Raw genomic sequence first — 15195 nt, forward strand, 5'->3', positions numbered from 1 at the left:
CAGCCTGTCAGATCTCGAGGGCGGGGTGCAGGCGGGACAGGCTCCACGTCCGGAGCTTGCCGGCACGCCATGCGGTGACGGCGAGCGAGCCGAGCAGCACCGCGAGGAGGTAGGCCACCGCCCCCCACAGTCGCGCGTCGACCCCGCCCGTGATGACCTCGCGCAGTCCGGTCACGGCGTAGCTCATGGGCAGCAGCGGGTGCACGGCCCGGAAGAACAGCGGCGTGGTCTCCACCGGGTAGGTGCCGCCCGAGGACGCGAGCTGCAACATCAGCAGCGCGAGGATCGCGACCTTGCCCGCCGCGGGGCCGAGCACTGTGGTGAGCATCTGCTGGAGGGAGAGGAACGCGGCGACGATCAGCAGCGTGAAAGCGACGGTCCCGGCGGCGCTGTGCATCTCGAGCCCGACGCCCCAGTGGGTGACGCCCAGCATGACGGCGACCTGGCCGACCCCGATGAGCATGGCCGGCACGAACCCGGCCAGGGCCACGCGCAGGCCGGACGTGCGCGTCGCGAGGGCGCGGGTGGGCAGCGGGCGCAGCAGGAGCCAGGTGATGAGCGAGCCGACGAACAGCGCGAGCGGGAGGAAGAAGGGCGCGAAGCCCTCTCCGAAGCCCTCGGCGGTCGCGAGGTCGTCCTCCGCGACGGACACGGGCGAGCTGATCATCTCCGCGCGGTCGGTGCGCAGGCTCGCGTCGTCGTCGGGGATGGCGTCCGCGCCGCCGGCCAGTGCGTCGGCGAGCGTCTGCGTGCCGTCGCCCAGTTGGTCGCTGCCCTCGGCGACCTGGCCGGCGCCGTCCGCCAGGGCGCCCGTCCCGTCGGCCAGCTCGACCGCGCCGGAGGCGAGGGCGGTGGTGCCCGACGCGAGCGTCGAAGAGCCGGTGGCGAGCGCCTGGGACCCCGAGGCGAGGGACTGGGCTCCGTCGGACACCTGCGCTGTGCCGTCGGCGAGCGCCCCCGCGCCGGTGGCGAGCTCGTCGGCCCCGTTCGAGAGGGTTCCGAGCCCGGTGCTGAGCGCCGACGCGCCCTGGGCGACCTGGGCCGCGCCCGCGTCGAGCTGGGCGAGCTGCCCCGACATGGCGGCGAGGGTCGTGCTGCTGGGCAGCTGGGACTGGGCCTGCTGGAGTGCGGTGAGGAGCTGGGACGCCGTGGCGTCTCCCGCAGAGGCGCGGGCCCCGAGGTAGCCGCCGATCTGGGTCAGGCCGGACTGGAGCCCGGGGAGGGCCGACGTGAGCGAGCCGACCTGCGTGACGGTGCTGTGCACACCCGCGGCGACGTCGCCCGCACCACTGGCGAGGGTGGTCGAGGAGGACGCGGCGGACGCGGCCCCGTCGGCCAGCGAGCGGGCCCCGGTGGACAGGCTCGCCGCGCCGTCTGCTGCCGCGGCGGCGCCGGAGGCGAGCGTGCCCGCGCCCGTCGCGACCTGCTGCGAGCCGGTGGCGAGGGTTTGCGAGCCTGAGACGAGCTGCTGCGAGCCGTCGGCGAGGGCGGCTGCGCCCGCGGCTGCGCTCGCGGCGCCGTCGGCGACCTCGTGCGCGCCGTCGGCGAGCTGGCCGCCCGCCGCGCGCAGGGTCAGGGCCCCGTCGGAGGCTTGCGCGAACCCGTCGCGCGCCGAGCCGAGGCCCACGAGCACCTGGTCGACGACCTGCTCGCCGATCGTCGCGGACACCGCGGACTGGATCTGCGTCATGGCGCTGCGGCCGAGGGTCGAGGCGAGGAACGAGTTCGCGTCGTTGTAGGTCACCAGGAGTTGGGCGGTGGTGGGCGAGTCGCCCGCCGCCGAGGCGATGTCGGCGGAGAAGTCCTCGGGCACTGTCACCGCGAAGTAGTACGTGCCGTCGGAGACGCCCTCGGCGGCCTCCTCGGCGTCGACCTCGACCCAGCCGAGGTCGCCCGACTCGACGAGCCGTGTGGTCACGTCGGCGCCGGCGTCGAGCCGCTCGCCGTCCACGTCGGCGCCCTGGTCGGCGTTGACGAGCGCGACGGGGAGCCGGTCCATGTTGCCGGTCGGGTCCCAGAAGGCCCAGAGGTAGAGCGCTCCGTAGAGCAGGGGGACGAGGATCATCGCGGCGACGGCGAGCCGGGGGAGCCGGCCGCGGCGGAACCGGCGGAGCTCGGTTCCGGTCGAGGTGAGGGAGAGCATCAGGGTCCTTCGAGGCGGGGGGCTGCGCGAGGCGCGCGGCGGGGAGGTGTCAGTCGGCGTGCAGGGCGCGCGGCCCGGTCGCGAGGGTGAGCTGCTCGGGGCGGCGGTCCCACCGCATGCGGGCGACTTCGTCGAGTGACGCGACCGACGCGATCACCGTGACGCCGCCCTGGGCGAGCGCCTCGAGCCGGGTCCACACGAACTGGCGGCGGACCGAGTCGTGCACCTGGTCGACGTCGTCGACCACGAGGAGCTCGGGCTGCTGCGCCATCGCGAGCGTGACCCGCAGGAGCATCACGTCGACCTCGTCGAGGTCCCACACCAGGCTGTCGACGCGCGGCAGCGGCCGCTCGCCGAACACGGGCCGGGCGAGCCGCGCTAGCCCACGCTGGTCCACGCGTGGGGTGCGCCGGTACCAGGGGGAGAGCCAGGCGAGCCGCTCGCGGACGGTCTCGCCGACTGTCACGGACTCGTCGAGCTCGTCGATCCCGTGGAACCCGGCGATCGCCGCGCGGCGCTGCACCGCGGTGCGGCGGCGTGGCAGCGGCTCGCCGAGCACCGTCAGCGAGCTCGCCTTGTCGGGGACCATGCGGCCAGCGAGGGTGAGCAGCAGGCTCGAGCGGCCGCCGCCCTGGGGCGCCTGGACCACGAGGAGGGCCCCTCGGGGGATCTCGAGGTCGAGGGGGCCGTAGACGAGGCCGCGGGCGCCGTGCAGGGCGAGGCCGCGGGCCCGGACGGCGAGTCCGGTGGGCTGCCGTGATGTGGCGGGGGAGCCGGTGTCGGGATCCAGCTGCTCGGTGGGGAGAGCGGCGGCGCCGTCGTGGCGGCTCTGGATGGCGTGCTGCACGGTGTGCCCTTCGCAGTTTGAACTGACCGGTCAGTACAAAGTAAGTCGGGCGCGCGGCCCGCCGCAACCGAGAAGGGGCCGACGCAGAGTTCCGTCCGTCACACGACGAGGGGTCTCCCACGGGCCGGATCGGCGCCGCGTCCTCGCCGCGCCTGGACCTCGAAACGCATGCCCCGCGCGCATGAAACAATCCCGCCATGGCGATGAGAGAGATCCGCACGGTCGGCGACCCGGTCCTGCGCACCCCCTGCGACCCGATCACCACTGTCGACGAGCGCGTCCGCTCGCTCGTCGTGGACCTTGTCGAGACCGTCGACTACGAAGGCCGGGCCGGCCTCGCCGCCAACCAGATCGGCGTGAACCTCCGGGCGTTCTCCTGGAACATCGACGACGAGGTCGGCTACGTGCTGAACCCGACGATCGTGGAGCTGTCCGACGACTACCAGGACGGCGACGAGGGCTGCCTCTCCGTGCCGGGCCTCTGGTACCCGACGCGCCGCGCGTGGTACGCCCGCGTGGTCGGCGTCGACCTGGACGGCAACGAGGTCGTCGTCGAGGGCACCGAGCTCATGGCCCGGTGCCTGCAGCATGAGGTCGACCACCTCGACGGGATGCTCTACCTGGACCGCCTCGACCGCGCCGTCCGCAAGAAGGCCATGCGCGCCATCCGGGAGCAGCTCGCCTGACCCAGCGGTTCCATCCGAGAAATCGGGGCGATTCGCCCGACGGCTGGCGCCACGTCCCAGCCGTCGGGCATGCTGTCCCCAGCACGCCGCGAGACTGTGCCGCAACTCCCGGGAACGGGCTGAGGTCGTTGGGGAAGACGAACCTCGATCCGTCAGGAGGGCGACATGGCAGGTGCGATCACCCGCGGTGTACTTTTCGTGCACTCAGCGCCGCGTGCGCTGTGCCCGCACTTGGAGTGGGCAGCAGGGAATCTTCTGGGGACCCGTGTGTCCCTGGACTGGACGCCGCAGCCCGCAGCGCGCGGCATGTACCGCGCTGAGCACTCGTGGCAGGGCACGCAGGGGACGGGCGCGCGCCTCGCCTCGGCGCTGCGCGGCTGGACCCACCTGCGGTACGAGGTGACGGAGGAGGCCAGCCACGGCTCCGACGGCGCCCGGTGGAGCCACACGCCCGAGCTCGGGATCTTCCACGCGGCCACCGACGTGCACGGCAACGTCGTGGTCCCCGAGGACCGCATCCGCGCGGCGCTCACCCACGCTGCCGACCCGGCCCGGCTGCGGGCCGAGCTGGACCTCGCACTGGGCCAGGCGTGGGACGACGAGCTCGAGCCCTTCCGCTACGCCGGAGCCGGAGCCCCCGTGCGCTGGCTGCACCGCGTCGGCTGACGGCGCCTCGACGGATCAGACAGCACAACGGCCCCGACGCTCATCGCGTCGGGGCCGTTCTGCTGAGCGGCGTCGAATGGGCGCCCTCAGGCGCTCGTCACGACCAGTGCCACGTTGTGGCCGCCGAAGCCGAACGAGTTGTTGATCGCCGCCACCTGGCCGGAGCGCAGGTCGCGCGGCTTGTCCCGCACGAGGTCCAGCACGAGCTCCGGGTCGGGGTCCGTGACGTTGATCGTCGGGGGAGCGGTGCGCTCCGCGAGCGCCAACACGGTGAAGATCGTCTCCAGCGCCCCCGCCCCGCCGAGCAGGTGCCCCGTCATCGACTTGGTGGCCGAGAGCGCGACCTGGTCCGCGTCCGCGCCCAACACGTCACGGACGCCGCGCGCCTCGATGAGGTCGCCGACCACCGTCGAGGTGGCGTGGGCGTTCACATGCACCACGTCGGAGGTCGCGACCTGCGCGTCGGCCAGCGCCTGCCGCATCGCCGCGATCTGACCGCGGCCACTCGGCTCCGGCGAGGTGATGTGATACCCGTCGCTGCTCAGCCCGACCCCGGAGATGCGGGCGTACACGCGGGCGCCACGGGCCGCCGCGTGCTCGGCGCTCTCGAGGACCACCACGGCGGCGCCCTCGCCCAGCACGAAGCCGTCGCGGCTCACGTCGTAGGGGCGCGAGGCCCCAGCAGGATCGTCGTTGCGCAACGAGACGGTGCGCGACGCGGCGAACGCGGCGATCGGCAACGGGTGGATCGCGGCCTCGGTTCCGCCAGCCACCACCACGTCGGCCCGGCCGGAGCGGATCATCTCGACCGCGTAGCCGATCGCCTCGGCGCCTGAGGCGCACGCGGAGACCAGGGCATGGGCGCCCGCGCGGGCGCCGAGCTCCAGTTCGACATAAGCGGCGGGGGAGTTGGGCATGAGCATGGGCACCGTCATCGGCAGGACGCGCCGGGCGCCCTTCTCCCGCAGCGTGTCCCAGCCGTCGAGCGTGGTCCAGATGCCGCCGATACCCGAGGACACCACGGCGCCGAGCCGGTCGGGGTCGACCTCGGGCTTGCCGGCGTCGCCCCAGGCCTCGCGCGTCGCGATGATCGCGTACTGCGCGGAGGGGTCCATGCGCTTGATCTCCTGGCGCGGGAGCACCTCGGAGGGGTGGACCTTGATCTGCGCCGCGAAGGTCACAGGGAGGTCATACGTCTCGACCCAGTCGTTCTCGAAGGGCCGGGCGCCGGACTCACCGGCGAGGGCAGCGCGCCAGGTGCTGGCCACATCCCCGCCCAGCGGCGTGGTGGCGCCCAGGCCGGTGACGACGACGTCGGTGACGGGGGTCATTGGCTGCTCCAGTTCGATGGGTGTGCGGCCAGGACCCGGCCGTCAAGGCGCCGGTGGACGGCGCCGCGACGGCCAGGCCTGGACGCGGTCGAGCATGTGGGGCTGGCGAGGATCAGGCCTGCGCCTTGGCGATGAAGTTCACGGCGTCGCCGACGGTCGCGAGGTTCTTGACCTCGTCGTCGGGGATCCGCACGTCGAACTTCTCCTCGGCGAGGGTCACGATCGTCATCATCGACAGCGAGTCGATGTCGAGGTCGTCGGTGAAGGACTTCTCGGGCAGGACGGAGTCGGTGGGAAGGCCGGTCTCCTCGCTGACGATCTCGGCCAGTCCGGCCAGGATCTCCTGCTCGCTGTGCGCCATCGGTGTTCTCCTTGGTTGGGTGATGCGGGGGTGAACGGGGCTGAACGCTACCGGGCGGCGAACGCCGCCGGGGCGGTCAGGGCAGGACGACGACCTGGGCGGCGTAGACGAGGCCGGCGCCGAAGCCGATCTGCAGGGCCAGCGCGCCGCTCGACACCTCGCCCTCGCGCAGCAGCCGCTCGGTCGCGAGCGGGATGGAGGCGGCCGATGTGTTGCCGGTGTCGGCGATGTCGCGGGCGACCGCGACCGACTCGGGCAGCTTGAGCTGCTTGATCATCTGGTCGATGATCCGCATGTTCGCCTGGTGGGGGATGAACGCGTCGATCTGGTCGGCGGTGACTCCCGCGGCGTCCAGGGCGCGCTGCGCGACGGGGGCCATCTGCCACACCGCCCACTTGAAGACGCTCTGGCCCTCCTGGCGCAGGGTGGGCCAGCCAGCGCCATTGTCCCGGGTGTCGAGCCAGGAGTGCGTCTGGCGGATCGCCTGGGACTGCGAGCCGTCCGATCCCCACACCGTGGGCCCGATGCCGGGGAAGTCCGAGGCGCCGATGACCACGGCGCCCGCGCCGTCGCCGAGCAGGAAGGAGATGCTGCGGTCCGTCGGGTCGACGAAGTCGCTCATCTTCTCGGCGCCGATCACCAGCACGTTGCGCGCTGCGCCGGAGCGGACCAGCGCGTCGGCCTGCCCGATGCCGTAGCAGTAGCCCGCGCAGGCCGCCGAGATGTCGTAGGCCGCGGCGGGCGTGGCGCCCACCCGGTCGGCGAGGACCGCGGCGGCGGACGGCGTCTGGTGGAAGTAGGTGACGGTGGAGACCAGCACCGCGTCGATGTCGGCGCCGGTGAGCCCGGCGTCCTTGATCGCCGCGTTGGCGGCCTCCTCGGCGAGGTCGAGCACGCCGGTGCCCTCGGCGGCGCGGCGCCGCGTGACGATGCCGGTGCGCTGGCGGATCCACTCGTCGGAGGAGTCGATCGGGCCGGCCAAGTCGTCATTGGTCACGACGCGCTCGCCGCGCATGACGCCCAGCCCGAGGATGCGGGAGTGCGCCGGTCCGGTGGACTGCGTGAGGGTGGGACGGGTCACGAGGAGGCCTCCTGGCTGATCGGGGCAGCGTGGCGGGCGATGAGGTCGCGGGCGGCCTCGATGTCGGTCGGAGACTTGAGCGCCACCGTCTCCACCCCGGGCAGCGTACGCCGGGCCAGGCCCGTGAGGACCCCGCCGGGGGCGAGCTCGAGCAGGCCCGTGACGCCGAGCCGCTGCATCGTCTCTTGGCACAGGTCCCAGCGCACGGGCGCGACGATCTGCTGCGCGATGCGGTGCAGCACGTCGGAGGCGGAGCCCAGCGGGCCGTGCTCGCCCGGCAGGTCGCCGTAGGCGGCGCCGTCGGCGTCGGAGAGCAGCACCAGGCGGGGGTCCTGGGCGGCGCGGCTGGCGGCCACCGGGGCGAAGCCGTCGAGCGCGGGCTGCATGAACGGGGTGTGGAACGCCCCCGCGACCTGGAGCGGGATGACCCGCGCCCGGGCCGGCGGGTTCTGGGCGAGCGACGCGAGGCCCTCCAGCGCGCCGGCGGCGACGACCTGGCCGCCTCCGTTGACGTTCGCGGGCCACAGCCCCGCCTCGGCGATCGCCGCGAGGACCTGCTCCGGGTCGCCGCCGACGACGGCGCTCATGCCGGTGGGCTCGGCGGCCGCGGCCTGGGCCATCAGCGAGGCGCGCACGGTGACGAGGCTCACCGCGTCCTCGTCGGAGAGCACGCCCGCGACGGCCGCCGCGGTGAGCTCGCCGACGGAGTGGCCTGCGGTGACGCCCGCGACGGCGGCGGCGTCCTGGCCGTCGAGGACGGCGTGCAGCGAGATCAGCGACATCGCCACGATCAGCGGCTGCGCGACGGCGGTGTCCCGGATCGTCTCCGCGTCGGAGTCGACGCCGTGCGCCCTCAGGTCCAGCCCTGCGGCCTCGGAGAACGCGGCGACACGCCCGGCAACGCCCTCGAGATCGAGCCACGGGGCGAGCATTCCGGGGGACTGGGAGCCCTGACCTGGGCACACGATGGCAAGCACACGTCGACTATGCCGTCCAGGGACCTTCGGGCGGTCCCCACGACGCGCACCAACCTTGGGTCAGGCGGTTGTGTCGACCCTACAAAGGCCCCAGTGCCCCCAGTTCCTCACCCGTCAGAGCCGAGTCGTCCCAGCGCAAGCGCCGTCTGCAGCACATAGGACTCGCGCGGGTCGAGCGGGTCCCAACCGGTGACGTCGGCGACCCGGCGCAGGCGGTAGCGGACCGTGTTGGGGTGCACGTACAGGGTGCGCGCGGCGGCCTCGAGCGAGCGGCCGGCGCCGAGGTATGCCGAGAGCGTCTCCAGCAGGGACCCGGTGCTCGCTGCGAGCGGGACGTACGCCTGGGCCACCAGCATGCGGCGCGCGGTGGCGTCGCCGATGAGCACCCGCTCGGGCAGCAGGTCGTCGGCCTGCACTGGGCGCGGCGCCTGCTCCCAGGCCGGGGCCGCGATCAGCCCGGAGAACGCGGCACGCGCCGAGCGGGCCGAGTCGACGACATGCTGCACCGTCGGGCCGATCACCACGGGCCCGGGCCCGAACTTGGGCAGCAGCGAGACCGCCGCCGCCGCGAGGTCCCCCTCGCCGCCCAGGAAGACGACCAGCCGGTCTCCCTGTATCCCCACCAGGGCGTCCTCGGCGGCGCGGCGCGTGGCACGGCGGAGGTCGGCGGTGCGGACATCGTCCAGCGGAGACGTCGTGGTGCCCACCATCACGAGCGTCTGGCCCCGCCCCACCCAGCCGAGCGCCGCCACCCGGGAGCGCAACGAGTCGTCCACGTCGCCGCGCACGAGCGCGTCCACGACGAGCGCCTCGAGGCGCGCGTCCCAGGCGCCGCGGCTCTCCGCCGCGCGGGCGTAGACCTCGGCGGCGGAGAACGCCACCTCCCGGGAGTACCGCAGGACGGCCTCCCGCAGGTCTCGCTCGGCGCCCGGCGCCGCGAGCTGGTCGCTGTGCTGCTCGACCACGTCGACGAGCACCCGGACGAGTTGGAGGGTGTGCTGCAACGAGATGGACCGGGTGAGCTCGGGCGGCGCCGCGGCGAAGATCTCCCCGACGGCGTGCGGCGGGGTCGACGGGTCGCTGAACCAGTCGACGAAGGCGTTGATGCCAGCCTGCGCCACGAGGCCGACCGAGGAGCGGTCCTCCGCCGGCAGCGCGCGGTACCAGTCGAGGTCCTCGTCGAGCCGGCGCATCGCGGCAGTCGTGAGCAGGGCGTTCCCGTCGCGCACACGACGGAGTGTCTCGATGCCCGCGCGCTGCGCGGTCGCCGGGCGGGAGCTGACGGGGCCCACCGCCGCGTCGGCGTCGTGGTCGATCGCGGGCGTCTGCGCTCCGGCAGAGGGGGCGGGGTGGCGGCGCTGCGAGACCATGGGCCGAGCATAAGGGCCGAGTTGTGGGAAGTCGACAAAAGTGTGCGGGGCGCGAACCTGCGACAACCCGGCGCGTGGGGGAGCGCGAGGCGGGGGTGAGCGACTAAGGTCGCGTCATGGCTCTCCTGCCGCGACTCCGTCAGCTCATGCGTCGCCCCTCGTCGGCGTCGCGGGTCGGCGCGCGGCGTCCGACTAAGACTGCGCGCCGGGGGGACACCTTGCACGAGGACGCTCTGCGGTCTGTGCTCAGCGACGACCCGAACAACGAGCGGGCCTTCCGCGCGCTGGCGGAGATCGTCCGACGCCGCGCCGCCGAGCCCGAGGGCTCCGAGCACGACCCGCTCACGCGGGCGCTGCCCGACGGGGAACGCCAACGCGCCGCCGACCTGGCGGTCTGGTCCCTCGGCGAGGAGCTCGCTGGGAACCCCCGGGCCTGGTACCCGCTGATCGAGGTGGCGCGCCTGTCGGTGCGCGACGACCACGAGGGCACCCTGCGCCGGCTGACCACGGCCGCCGAGCGGGAGCCCACCGGGCGCGCGCTGGCCGAGGGGCTCAAGGTGCTGCGCGAGGCGGACAAGCCCGTGGACGCGCTCTGGCTCGGCGTCGGGCACTGGCGCCCGCGCGAGCACGACCTGGAGGTCGGCCGCCAGCTCGTCCTGGCCTCGCTCGAGGCGGGCCGCCCGCTCGAGGCCAAGCAGCACCTCGCCTCGCTCGACATGTACCCCGACCCCGACGCCGCGGCCGCCCTGCGGCTCGAGCTCGGCGACGCCATCTCGCACGCGGAGCAGCACTCGCCCGACGCCTGAGGCGCGCCACCCCGCCGCGGCAGCACTACCCGGACAACGGACAACGGGACAGGCCCCGGATCGCCACTGCGATCCGGGGCCTGTCCCGTGCCAGGTCAGCGACTCAGGAGTCGCCACCCACGTTGCCGGACGTGCCAGCGGTGACATCGTGCAGGCGGTACCGCTCGATCGCCCGCGCGGGGGCGTCGGCCGGGACCTCACCCGTCCGCGCGAGCTGCTGCAGCACCCGGACCGCGGTCGAGGGACCGTCGATCTTGAAGTGCCGGCGGGCAGCCGCGCGCGTGTCGGAGAAGCCGAAGCCGTCCGCGCCGAGCGTGGCGTACGTGCCCGGGATCCACGCGCGCACCTGGTCGGCGACGAGGTGGTCGTAGTCCGTCGTGGCGACGAACGGGCCCTCGGCCCCGCGCAGCTTCTGCGTCAGGTACGCCTCACGCGGCTCCTCGCCAGGCTGCAGGAACGCGTGCGCGTCCGCCGCCAGGCCGTCACGGCGCAACTCGTTCCAGCTCGTCACGGACCACACCGCGGCGCGCACGCCCCAGTCCTCCGCGAGGAGCTGACGGGCCTCGAGCGCCCACGGCACCGCCACGCCGGAGGCGAGGATCTGGGCGCGCGGCCCGTCGCCCTCGGCCGGGGCGATCTGGTGGATGCCCCGCAGGATGCCCTCGACGTCGACGTCCTCCGGCTCGGCCGGCTGGATCATCGGCTCGTTGTACACCGTGAGGTAGTACATGACGTCCGGGTCGCGCGGGTCGTCCTGGCCGTACATCCGCTGGATGCCGTCGCGCACGATGTGCCGGATCTCGTACCCGTACGCCGGGTCGTAGTGCACGACGTGCGGCTGGGTGCCCGCGAGCAGCGGCGAGTGCCCGTCGGCGTGCTGCAGGCCCTCGCCCGTGAGCGTGGTGCGGCCTGCGGTGGCGCCGATGAGGAACCCGCGCGTCATCTGGTCGCCGGCGGCCCAGAACTGGTCGCCGGTGCGCTGGAACCCGAACATCGAGTAGTAGAAGTAGAACGGGATCAGCGGCTCGCCATGCGTCGCGTACGACGTGCCGACGGCCTGGAACGCGGCCGCCGAGCCTGCCTCGTTGATGCCGGTATGCATGATCTGGCCGCTCTCGGACTCCTTGTAGGAGAGCATCAGGTCACGGTCCACCGCGAGGTAGTGCTGGCCGTTGGTGTTGAAGATCTTCGCCGAGGGGAAGATCGCGTCCAGGCCGAACGTGCGGGCCTCGTCCGGGATGATCGGGACGATCCGGTGGCCGAACTCCTTGTCCCGCACCAGGTCCTTGAACAGGCGCACGAGCGCCATCGTCGTGGCGACCTCCTGCGTGCCGGAGCCCTTCTTGAGCAGGTCGTAGGTCTTGTCGTCCGGGAGCTTGACCTGCGTGTGCTTGGAGCGCCGCTCGGGGACGAACCCGCCCAGCGCCCGGCGCCGCTCCAGCATGTACTGGATCGCCGGGTCGTCCTCGCCGGGGTGGTAGTACGGCGGGACGTACGGGTTCTCGTCGATCTGCTCATCCGTGATCGGGATGTGCAGCGAGTCGCGCAGCGTCTTCAGGTCGTCCGACTTGAGCTTCTTCATCTGGTGCGTGGCGTTGCGCCCCGCGAAGCCCGAGCCCAGGCCGTAGCCCTTGATGGTGTGGGCGAGGATGACCGTCGGCTGGCCGGTGTGGGCCGTCGCCGCCGCGTAGGCCGCGTACAGCTTGCGGTAGTCGTGGCCACCGCGCTTCAGCGCCCAGATCTCGTCGTCGGTCATCTTCTCCACGAGCGCCTTGGTGCGCGGGTCGCGCCCGAAGAAGTGCTCGCGGACGAAGGCGCCGTCGTTCGCCTTGAACGTCTGGTAGTCGCCGTCAGGCGTGACGTTCATGAGGTTGACCAGCGCGCGGTCCTTGTCGGCGTTGAGCAGGACGTCCCACTCGCGGCCCCAGATCACCTTGATGACGTTCCAGCCGGCGCCGCGGAACTGCGCCTCGAGCTCCTGGATGATCTTGCCGTTGCCGCGGACCGGGCCGTCCAGGCGCTGCAGGTTGCAGTTGACGACGAACGTCAGGTTGTCGAGGCCCTGCTGCGCCGCGAGCTGCAGCATGCCGCGGCTCTCGGGCTCGTCCATCTCGCCGTCGCCCAGGAACGCCCAGACGTTCTGCTGGCTGGTGTCCTTGATGCCGCGCTCGTGCAGGTAGCGGTTGGTCCACGCCTGGTAGATCGCGGACGCCGGGCCCAGGCCCATCGACACCGTGGGGAACTCCCACAGCTCCGGGGCCAGGCGCGGGTGCGGGTACGACGGCAGGCCGCCGCCCGGGTGCGAGAGCTCCTGGCGGAAGCCGTCGAGCTGCTCGGCCGTGAGCCGGCCCTCGAGGAACCCGCGGGCGTACACGCCGGGGGAGGCGTGGCCCTGGAAGTAGACCTGGTCGCCGCCGCCCGGGTGGTCCTTGCCACGGAAGAAGTGGTTGAGACCCACCTCGTACAGCGTCGCCACGGAGGCGTACGACGAGATGTGCCCGCCGACCCCGATCCCGGGACGCTGCGCGCGCGTGACCATGACGGCCGCGTTCCAGCGGATCCACGAGCGGTAACGCCGCTCCAGGACCTCGTCACCCGGGAAGTAGGGCTCCTCGTGGACACCGATGGTGTTCACGTACGGCGTGTTCAGCGACGTCGGGATCGCCACGTTGCGCTCGCGTGCCCGCTTCAGCAGGTTGAGCAGCACGTAGCGCGCGCGAGGCCCGCCCTTGTCGTCGATCAGGCCGTCGAGTGAGTCCACCCACTCGCCGGTCTCCTCAGGGTCGATGTCCGGTACCTGGCTCAGCAAGCCGTTGATGAGCGGACCTGTGTCCTCGGTCGAAGCCACCTGTGCTCCTCGCCTCTCGTCCGCGGCGAGGCCATCGGCCTCAGCGCGCTCTCTTGGCCCGGCGCCGTCGTGGCACGCTGCTGCGGCTCGACAGGTTCGGGTAGTCGTGGCCATTCTCCGACCTCGCAGCCCACAAAGTCACACCGGACACCGAAAATGGGACGTGACGTCCGCGACAGCGGACGTGGGAACGACACGACCAGCCCTTGCCAGAGCATCGTCCGGTGCGGTGGGCTACGGTTTGCGAGCATCAGCAGGTCGCCCTCCCGGGCGGTCGTGACGGAAGGGAACGGGTCAGGACGTGGCATCCACCGCGGACAACGCGGCTGCACAGGCGGCGGGTCGTCTCGGATTCACCTCGGGTCAGGTGATCCAGGAGTTCGGATATGACGATGACGTCGACGGCGGCCTGCGGGGCGCGATCGAGGAGGCCACCGGGGCCGAACTCGTCGACGAGGACTACGACGACGTCACTGACGGCGTCATCATCTGGTGGCGGGACGGCGACGGTGACCTCACCGACATGCTGGTCGACGCGCAGACCGTGCTCGACGACGGCGGGACCATCTGGGTCTTCACGCCGAAGAAGGGCCGCACGGGTCATGTCGACCACGGCGAGCTCGAGGAGGCTGGCACCACAGCCGGCCTGCACGTCACGAGCACCTTCTCCATCGCCGACGACTGGTCGGCCACCCGCCTGGGCTACCGCGGGCGCGGTCGTTGACGGTGACCGAGCAGCCGGCGCCTCTCATCGGCGCCCCGGCGCCAGACTTCACCCTCACCGACACCCACGGGACGCCGGTGACGCTCTCCACGCTGCGGGGAGCCCCGGTTGTCCTCGTGTTCGTGCCGTTCGCGTTCTCGGGCATCTGCACCGGCGAGCTGTGCGAGCTGCGTGACAACATCGCCGCCTTCGAGCAGGCGGGCGTCCGGCTCTTCGCGGTCTCCTGCGACCCGACGTTCTCCCAGCGGGCATGGGCCGAGCAGGAGGGCTACACGTTCGACCTGCTCTCCGACTTCTGGCCCCACGGGGAGGTCGCCCGCGCCTACGGCGTGTTCGACGCCGAGCGGGGCCGGGCGCTGCGCGGCAGCTTCCTCATCGACGCCGACGGGGTGCTGCGCTGGAGTGTCGTGAACCCCGCGGGACAGGCCCGTGACCTGGCCGCCTACCAGGCGGCGCTCGACGGTCTGACAGTCTGAGGACGACGGCGCACAGCCCTGCCGTGCCCCCACCGGGCCGGTAGGCTGTGCGACCGTCGAGGGGCCTGTAGCTCAGCTGGTCAGAGCGCCGCGCTTACACCGCGGAGGTCGCCGGTTCGAAACCGGCCGGGCCCACCCGTGAACCTGCCGTTCAAGGCAGCCCGAGCAAGCCCTATCGGACGGGTCCCGGTCGCCCGAGCCGCCCTCGACGTCGCGGGCGTTCGTCGCTCCCGGGGCTGGGGCGCTCGAGCGTCTAGCGAGCCTAGACTCTTCTCGTCTACTGACTCTAGACTGATTCGGTGATCGCGGAGCAGCCCACCCGCAAGGTCTCTCGTGAGTTGCGGGCCGCGGGGTTCGAGCCGATCCGAACGGTCGGATCCCACACGTGGTGGCAGCACCCCGGTGGCGTGGGAGTGGCGGTCCCAGACGGGCATCGGACCATCAGCCCTGGCGTCTACCGCAAGATCCTCAAGGCCATGGAGGCAGCGAGATGAGCACCACGTACACCGCCCGCGCGACTCGGGAAAGGCGCTGGTGGACGGTCTCTGTACCGGCGATCGACGGCATGACGCAGGCCCGTCGGCTAAGCGATGTCAAGGGCATGGCCCGAGAACTCGTCGCGGTGACCCTCAACGTGCCGATCGACCAGGTGGAAATCGAGGTCACCGTCGGGGCGGTCGACGACATCGACGTCCAAGCAGCGCTCGATCTGATCCGCGACGAGCGCGCTGAGGCGGCCCGCCTCGAGCGGGACGCCTCTGAGCGCGCACGCGAGCTCGCCCGCGCACTCGTCGCCCACGACGTGCCTCTGCGCGACGTCGGAGCGGCCCTCGGAGTCTCACACCAGCGCGCCCACCAGCTCGTCAGAGGCTGAGTAGC

15 protein-coding genes and 1 tRNA gene are annotated in these 15195 nt (G+C 72.6%); 8 read left to right on the forward strand and 8 right to left on the reverse strand.

Going from position 1 to position 15195, the window contains the following annotated elements:
• Nucleotides 1-7: 7 nt before the first annotated feature.
• Both QUV83_RS05240 and QUV83_RS05245 read right to left on the reverse strand, forming a co-directional pair.
• A complete protein-coding gene (locus tag QUV83_RS05240; RefSeq protein ID WP_289563119.1) occupies nucleotides 8-2143 on the reverse strand; it encodes a YhgE/Pip domain-containing protein in 2136 nt (711 codons plus the stop codon).
• 49 nt (nucleotides 2144-2192) lie between these two features.
• On the reverse strand, nucleotides 2193-2990 hold the full coding sequence (locus QUV83_RS05245; protein WP_289563120.1) for an AAA family ATPase: 798 nt from the start codon (nucleotides 2988-2990) through the stop codon (nucleotides 2193-2195).
• A gap of 197 nt (nucleotides 2991-3187) precedes the next feature.
• On the opposite strand from QUV83_RS05245, the gene def reads away from it, so the two are divergent.
• Together def and QUV83_RS05255 are read left to right on the forward strand one after the other, a co-directional pair.
• On the forward strand, nucleotides 3188-3676 hold the full coding sequence (gene def, locus QUV83_RS05250; protein WP_289563121.1) for a peptide deformylase: 489 nt from the start codon (nucleotides 3188-3190) through the stop codon (nucleotides 3674-3676).
• 165 nt (nucleotides 3677-3841) lie between these two features.
• Nucleotides 3842-4342 (forward strand): DUF3145 domain-containing protein, encoded by a 501-nt coding sequence (locus QUV83_RS05255; protein WP_289563122.1) that lies wholly within the window; start codon nucleotides 3842-3844, stop codon nucleotides 4340-4342.
• 86 nt (nucleotides 4343-4428) lie between these two features.
• Here the strand turns inward: QUV83_RS05255 and QUV83_RS05260 are convergent, their stop codons facing one another.
• The 5 genes from QUV83_RS05260 to QUV83_RS05280 form a co-directional block, all read right to left on the reverse strand.
• On the reverse strand, nucleotides 4429-5673 hold the full coding sequence (locus QUV83_RS05260) for a beta-ketoacyl-[acyl-carrier-protein] synthase family protein (RefSeq protein WP_289563123.1): 1245 nt from the start codon (nucleotides 5671-5673) through the stop codon (nucleotides 4429-4431).
• A gap of 112 nt (nucleotides 5674-5785) precedes the next feature.
• Complete coding sequence (locus QUV83_RS05265) at nucleotides 5786-6034, reverse strand: acyl carrier protein (protein ID WP_289563124.1); 249 nt, start codon at nucleotides 6032-6034, stop codon at nucleotides 5786-5788.
• A gap of 76 nt (nucleotides 6035-6110) precedes the next feature.
• Entirely contained in the window at nucleotides 6111-7115 is a 1005-nt protein-coding gene (locus QUV83_RS05270; protein WP_289563125.1) for a beta-ketoacyl-ACP synthase III, read from the reverse strand.
• Entirely contained in the window at nucleotides 7112-8092 is a 981-nt protein-coding gene (locus QUV83_RS05275; protein WP_289563126.1) for an ACP S-malonyltransferase, read from the reverse strand. Before QUV83_RS05275 ends, QUV83_RS05270 begins: the two co-directional genes overlap by 4 nt.
• 107 nt (nucleotides 8093-8199) lie before the next feature.
• Nucleotides 8200-9462, reverse strand: coding sequence for a PucR family transcriptional regulator (locus QUV83_RS05280; RefSeq protein WP_289563127.1), 1263 nt, complete (start codon nucleotides 9460-9462; stop codon nucleotides 8200-8202).
• 242 nt (nucleotides 9463-9704) lie between these two features.
• On the opposite strand from QUV83_RS05280, the gene QUV83_RS05285 reads away from it, so the two are divergent.
• Entirely contained in the window at nucleotides 9705-10268 is a 564-nt protein-coding gene (locus QUV83_RS05285) for a hypothetical protein (protein WP_289563128.1), read from the forward strand.
• Nucleotides 10269-10371: 103 nt separating this feature from the next.
• Here QUV83_RS05285 and aceE read toward each other — a convergent pair whose 3' ends face one another.
• Nucleotides 10372-13116: a pyruvate dehydrogenase (acetyl-transferring), homodimeric type gene (aceE, locus tag QUV83_RS05290; RefSeq protein WP_289563130.1), complete on the reverse strand. Its 2745-nt coding sequence runs from the start codon at nucleotides 13114-13116 to the stop codon at nucleotides 10372-10374.
• A 301-nt stretch (nucleotides 13117-13417) separates the two neighbouring features.
• On the opposite strand from aceE, the gene QUV83_RS05295 reads away from it, so the two are divergent.
• The 5 genes from QUV83_RS05295 (at nucleotide 13418) to QUV83_RS05315 (ending at nucleotide 15190) form a co-directional block, all read left to right on the forward strand.
• The gene (locus QUV83_RS05295) at nucleotides 13418-13840 is read left to right on the forward strand and encodes a DUF3052 domain-containing protein (protein ID WP_289563131.1); all 423 of its coding nucleotides are present in this window, start codon (nucleotides 13418-13420) and stop codon (nucleotides 13838-13840) included.
• 2 nt (nucleotides 13841-13842) lie between these two features.
• Entirely contained in the window at nucleotides 13843-14316 is a 474-nt protein-coding gene (locus tag QUV83_RS05300; RefSeq protein ID WP_289563132.1) for a peroxiredoxin, read from the forward strand.
• Nucleotides 14317-14377: 61 nt separating this feature from the next.
• Nucleotides 14378-14451: transfer RNA gene (locus tag QUV83_RS05305), tRNA-Val, on the forward strand.
• A gap of 164 nt (nucleotides 14452-14615) precedes the next feature.
• Nucleotides 14616-14810: a type II toxin-antitoxin system HicA family toxin gene (locus QUV83_RS05310; protein ID WP_289563133.1), complete on the forward strand. Its 195-nt coding sequence runs from the start codon at nucleotides 14616-14618 to the stop codon at nucleotides 14808-14810.
• A complete protein-coding gene (locus tag QUV83_RS05315) occupies nucleotides 14807-15190 on the forward strand; it encodes a hypothetical protein (RefSeq protein WP_289563135.1) in 384 nt (127 codons plus the stop codon). Before QUV83_RS05310 ends, QUV83_RS05315 begins: the two co-directional genes overlap by 4 nt.
• Nucleotides 15191-15195: the final 5 nt, after the last annotated feature.

This window comes from Cellulomonas cellasea (assembly GCF_030372105.1).
In the GTDB taxonomy this organism is placed as follows: Bacteria; Actinomycetota; Actinomycetes; order Actinomycetales; family Cellulomonadaceae; genus Cellulomonas_A; species Cellulomonas_A cellasea_A.

Coding starts and splice junctions, on each gene's coding strand:
- QUV83_RS05240 (WP_289563119.1), bottom strand. CDS start 2,143: ATGCTCTCCCTCACCTCGACCGGAACCGAGCTCCGCCGGTTCCGCCGC.
- def (WP_289563121.1), top strand. CDS start 3,188: ATGGCGATGAGAGAGATCCGCACGGTCGGCGACCCGGTCCTGCGCACC.
- QUV83_RS05255 (WP_289563122.1), top strand. CDS start 3,842: ATGGCAGGTGCGATCACCCGCGGTGTACTTTTCGTGCACTCAGCGCCG.
- QUV83_RS05260 (WP_289563123.1), bottom strand. CDS start 5,673: ATGACCCCCGTCACCGACGTCGTCGTCACCGGCCTGGGCGCCACCACG.
- QUV83_RS05265 (WP_289563124.1), bottom strand. CDS start 6,034: ATGGCGCACAGCGAGCAGGAGATCCTGGCCGGACTGGCCGAGATCGTC.
- QUV83_RS05280 (WP_289563127.1), bottom strand. CDS start 9,462: ATGGTCTCGCAGCGCCGCCACCCCGCCCCCTCTGCCGGAGCGCAGACG.
- QUV83_RS05315 (WP_289563135.1), top strand. CDS start 14,807: ATGAGCACCACGTACACCGCCCGCGCGACTCGGGAAAGGCGCTGGTGG.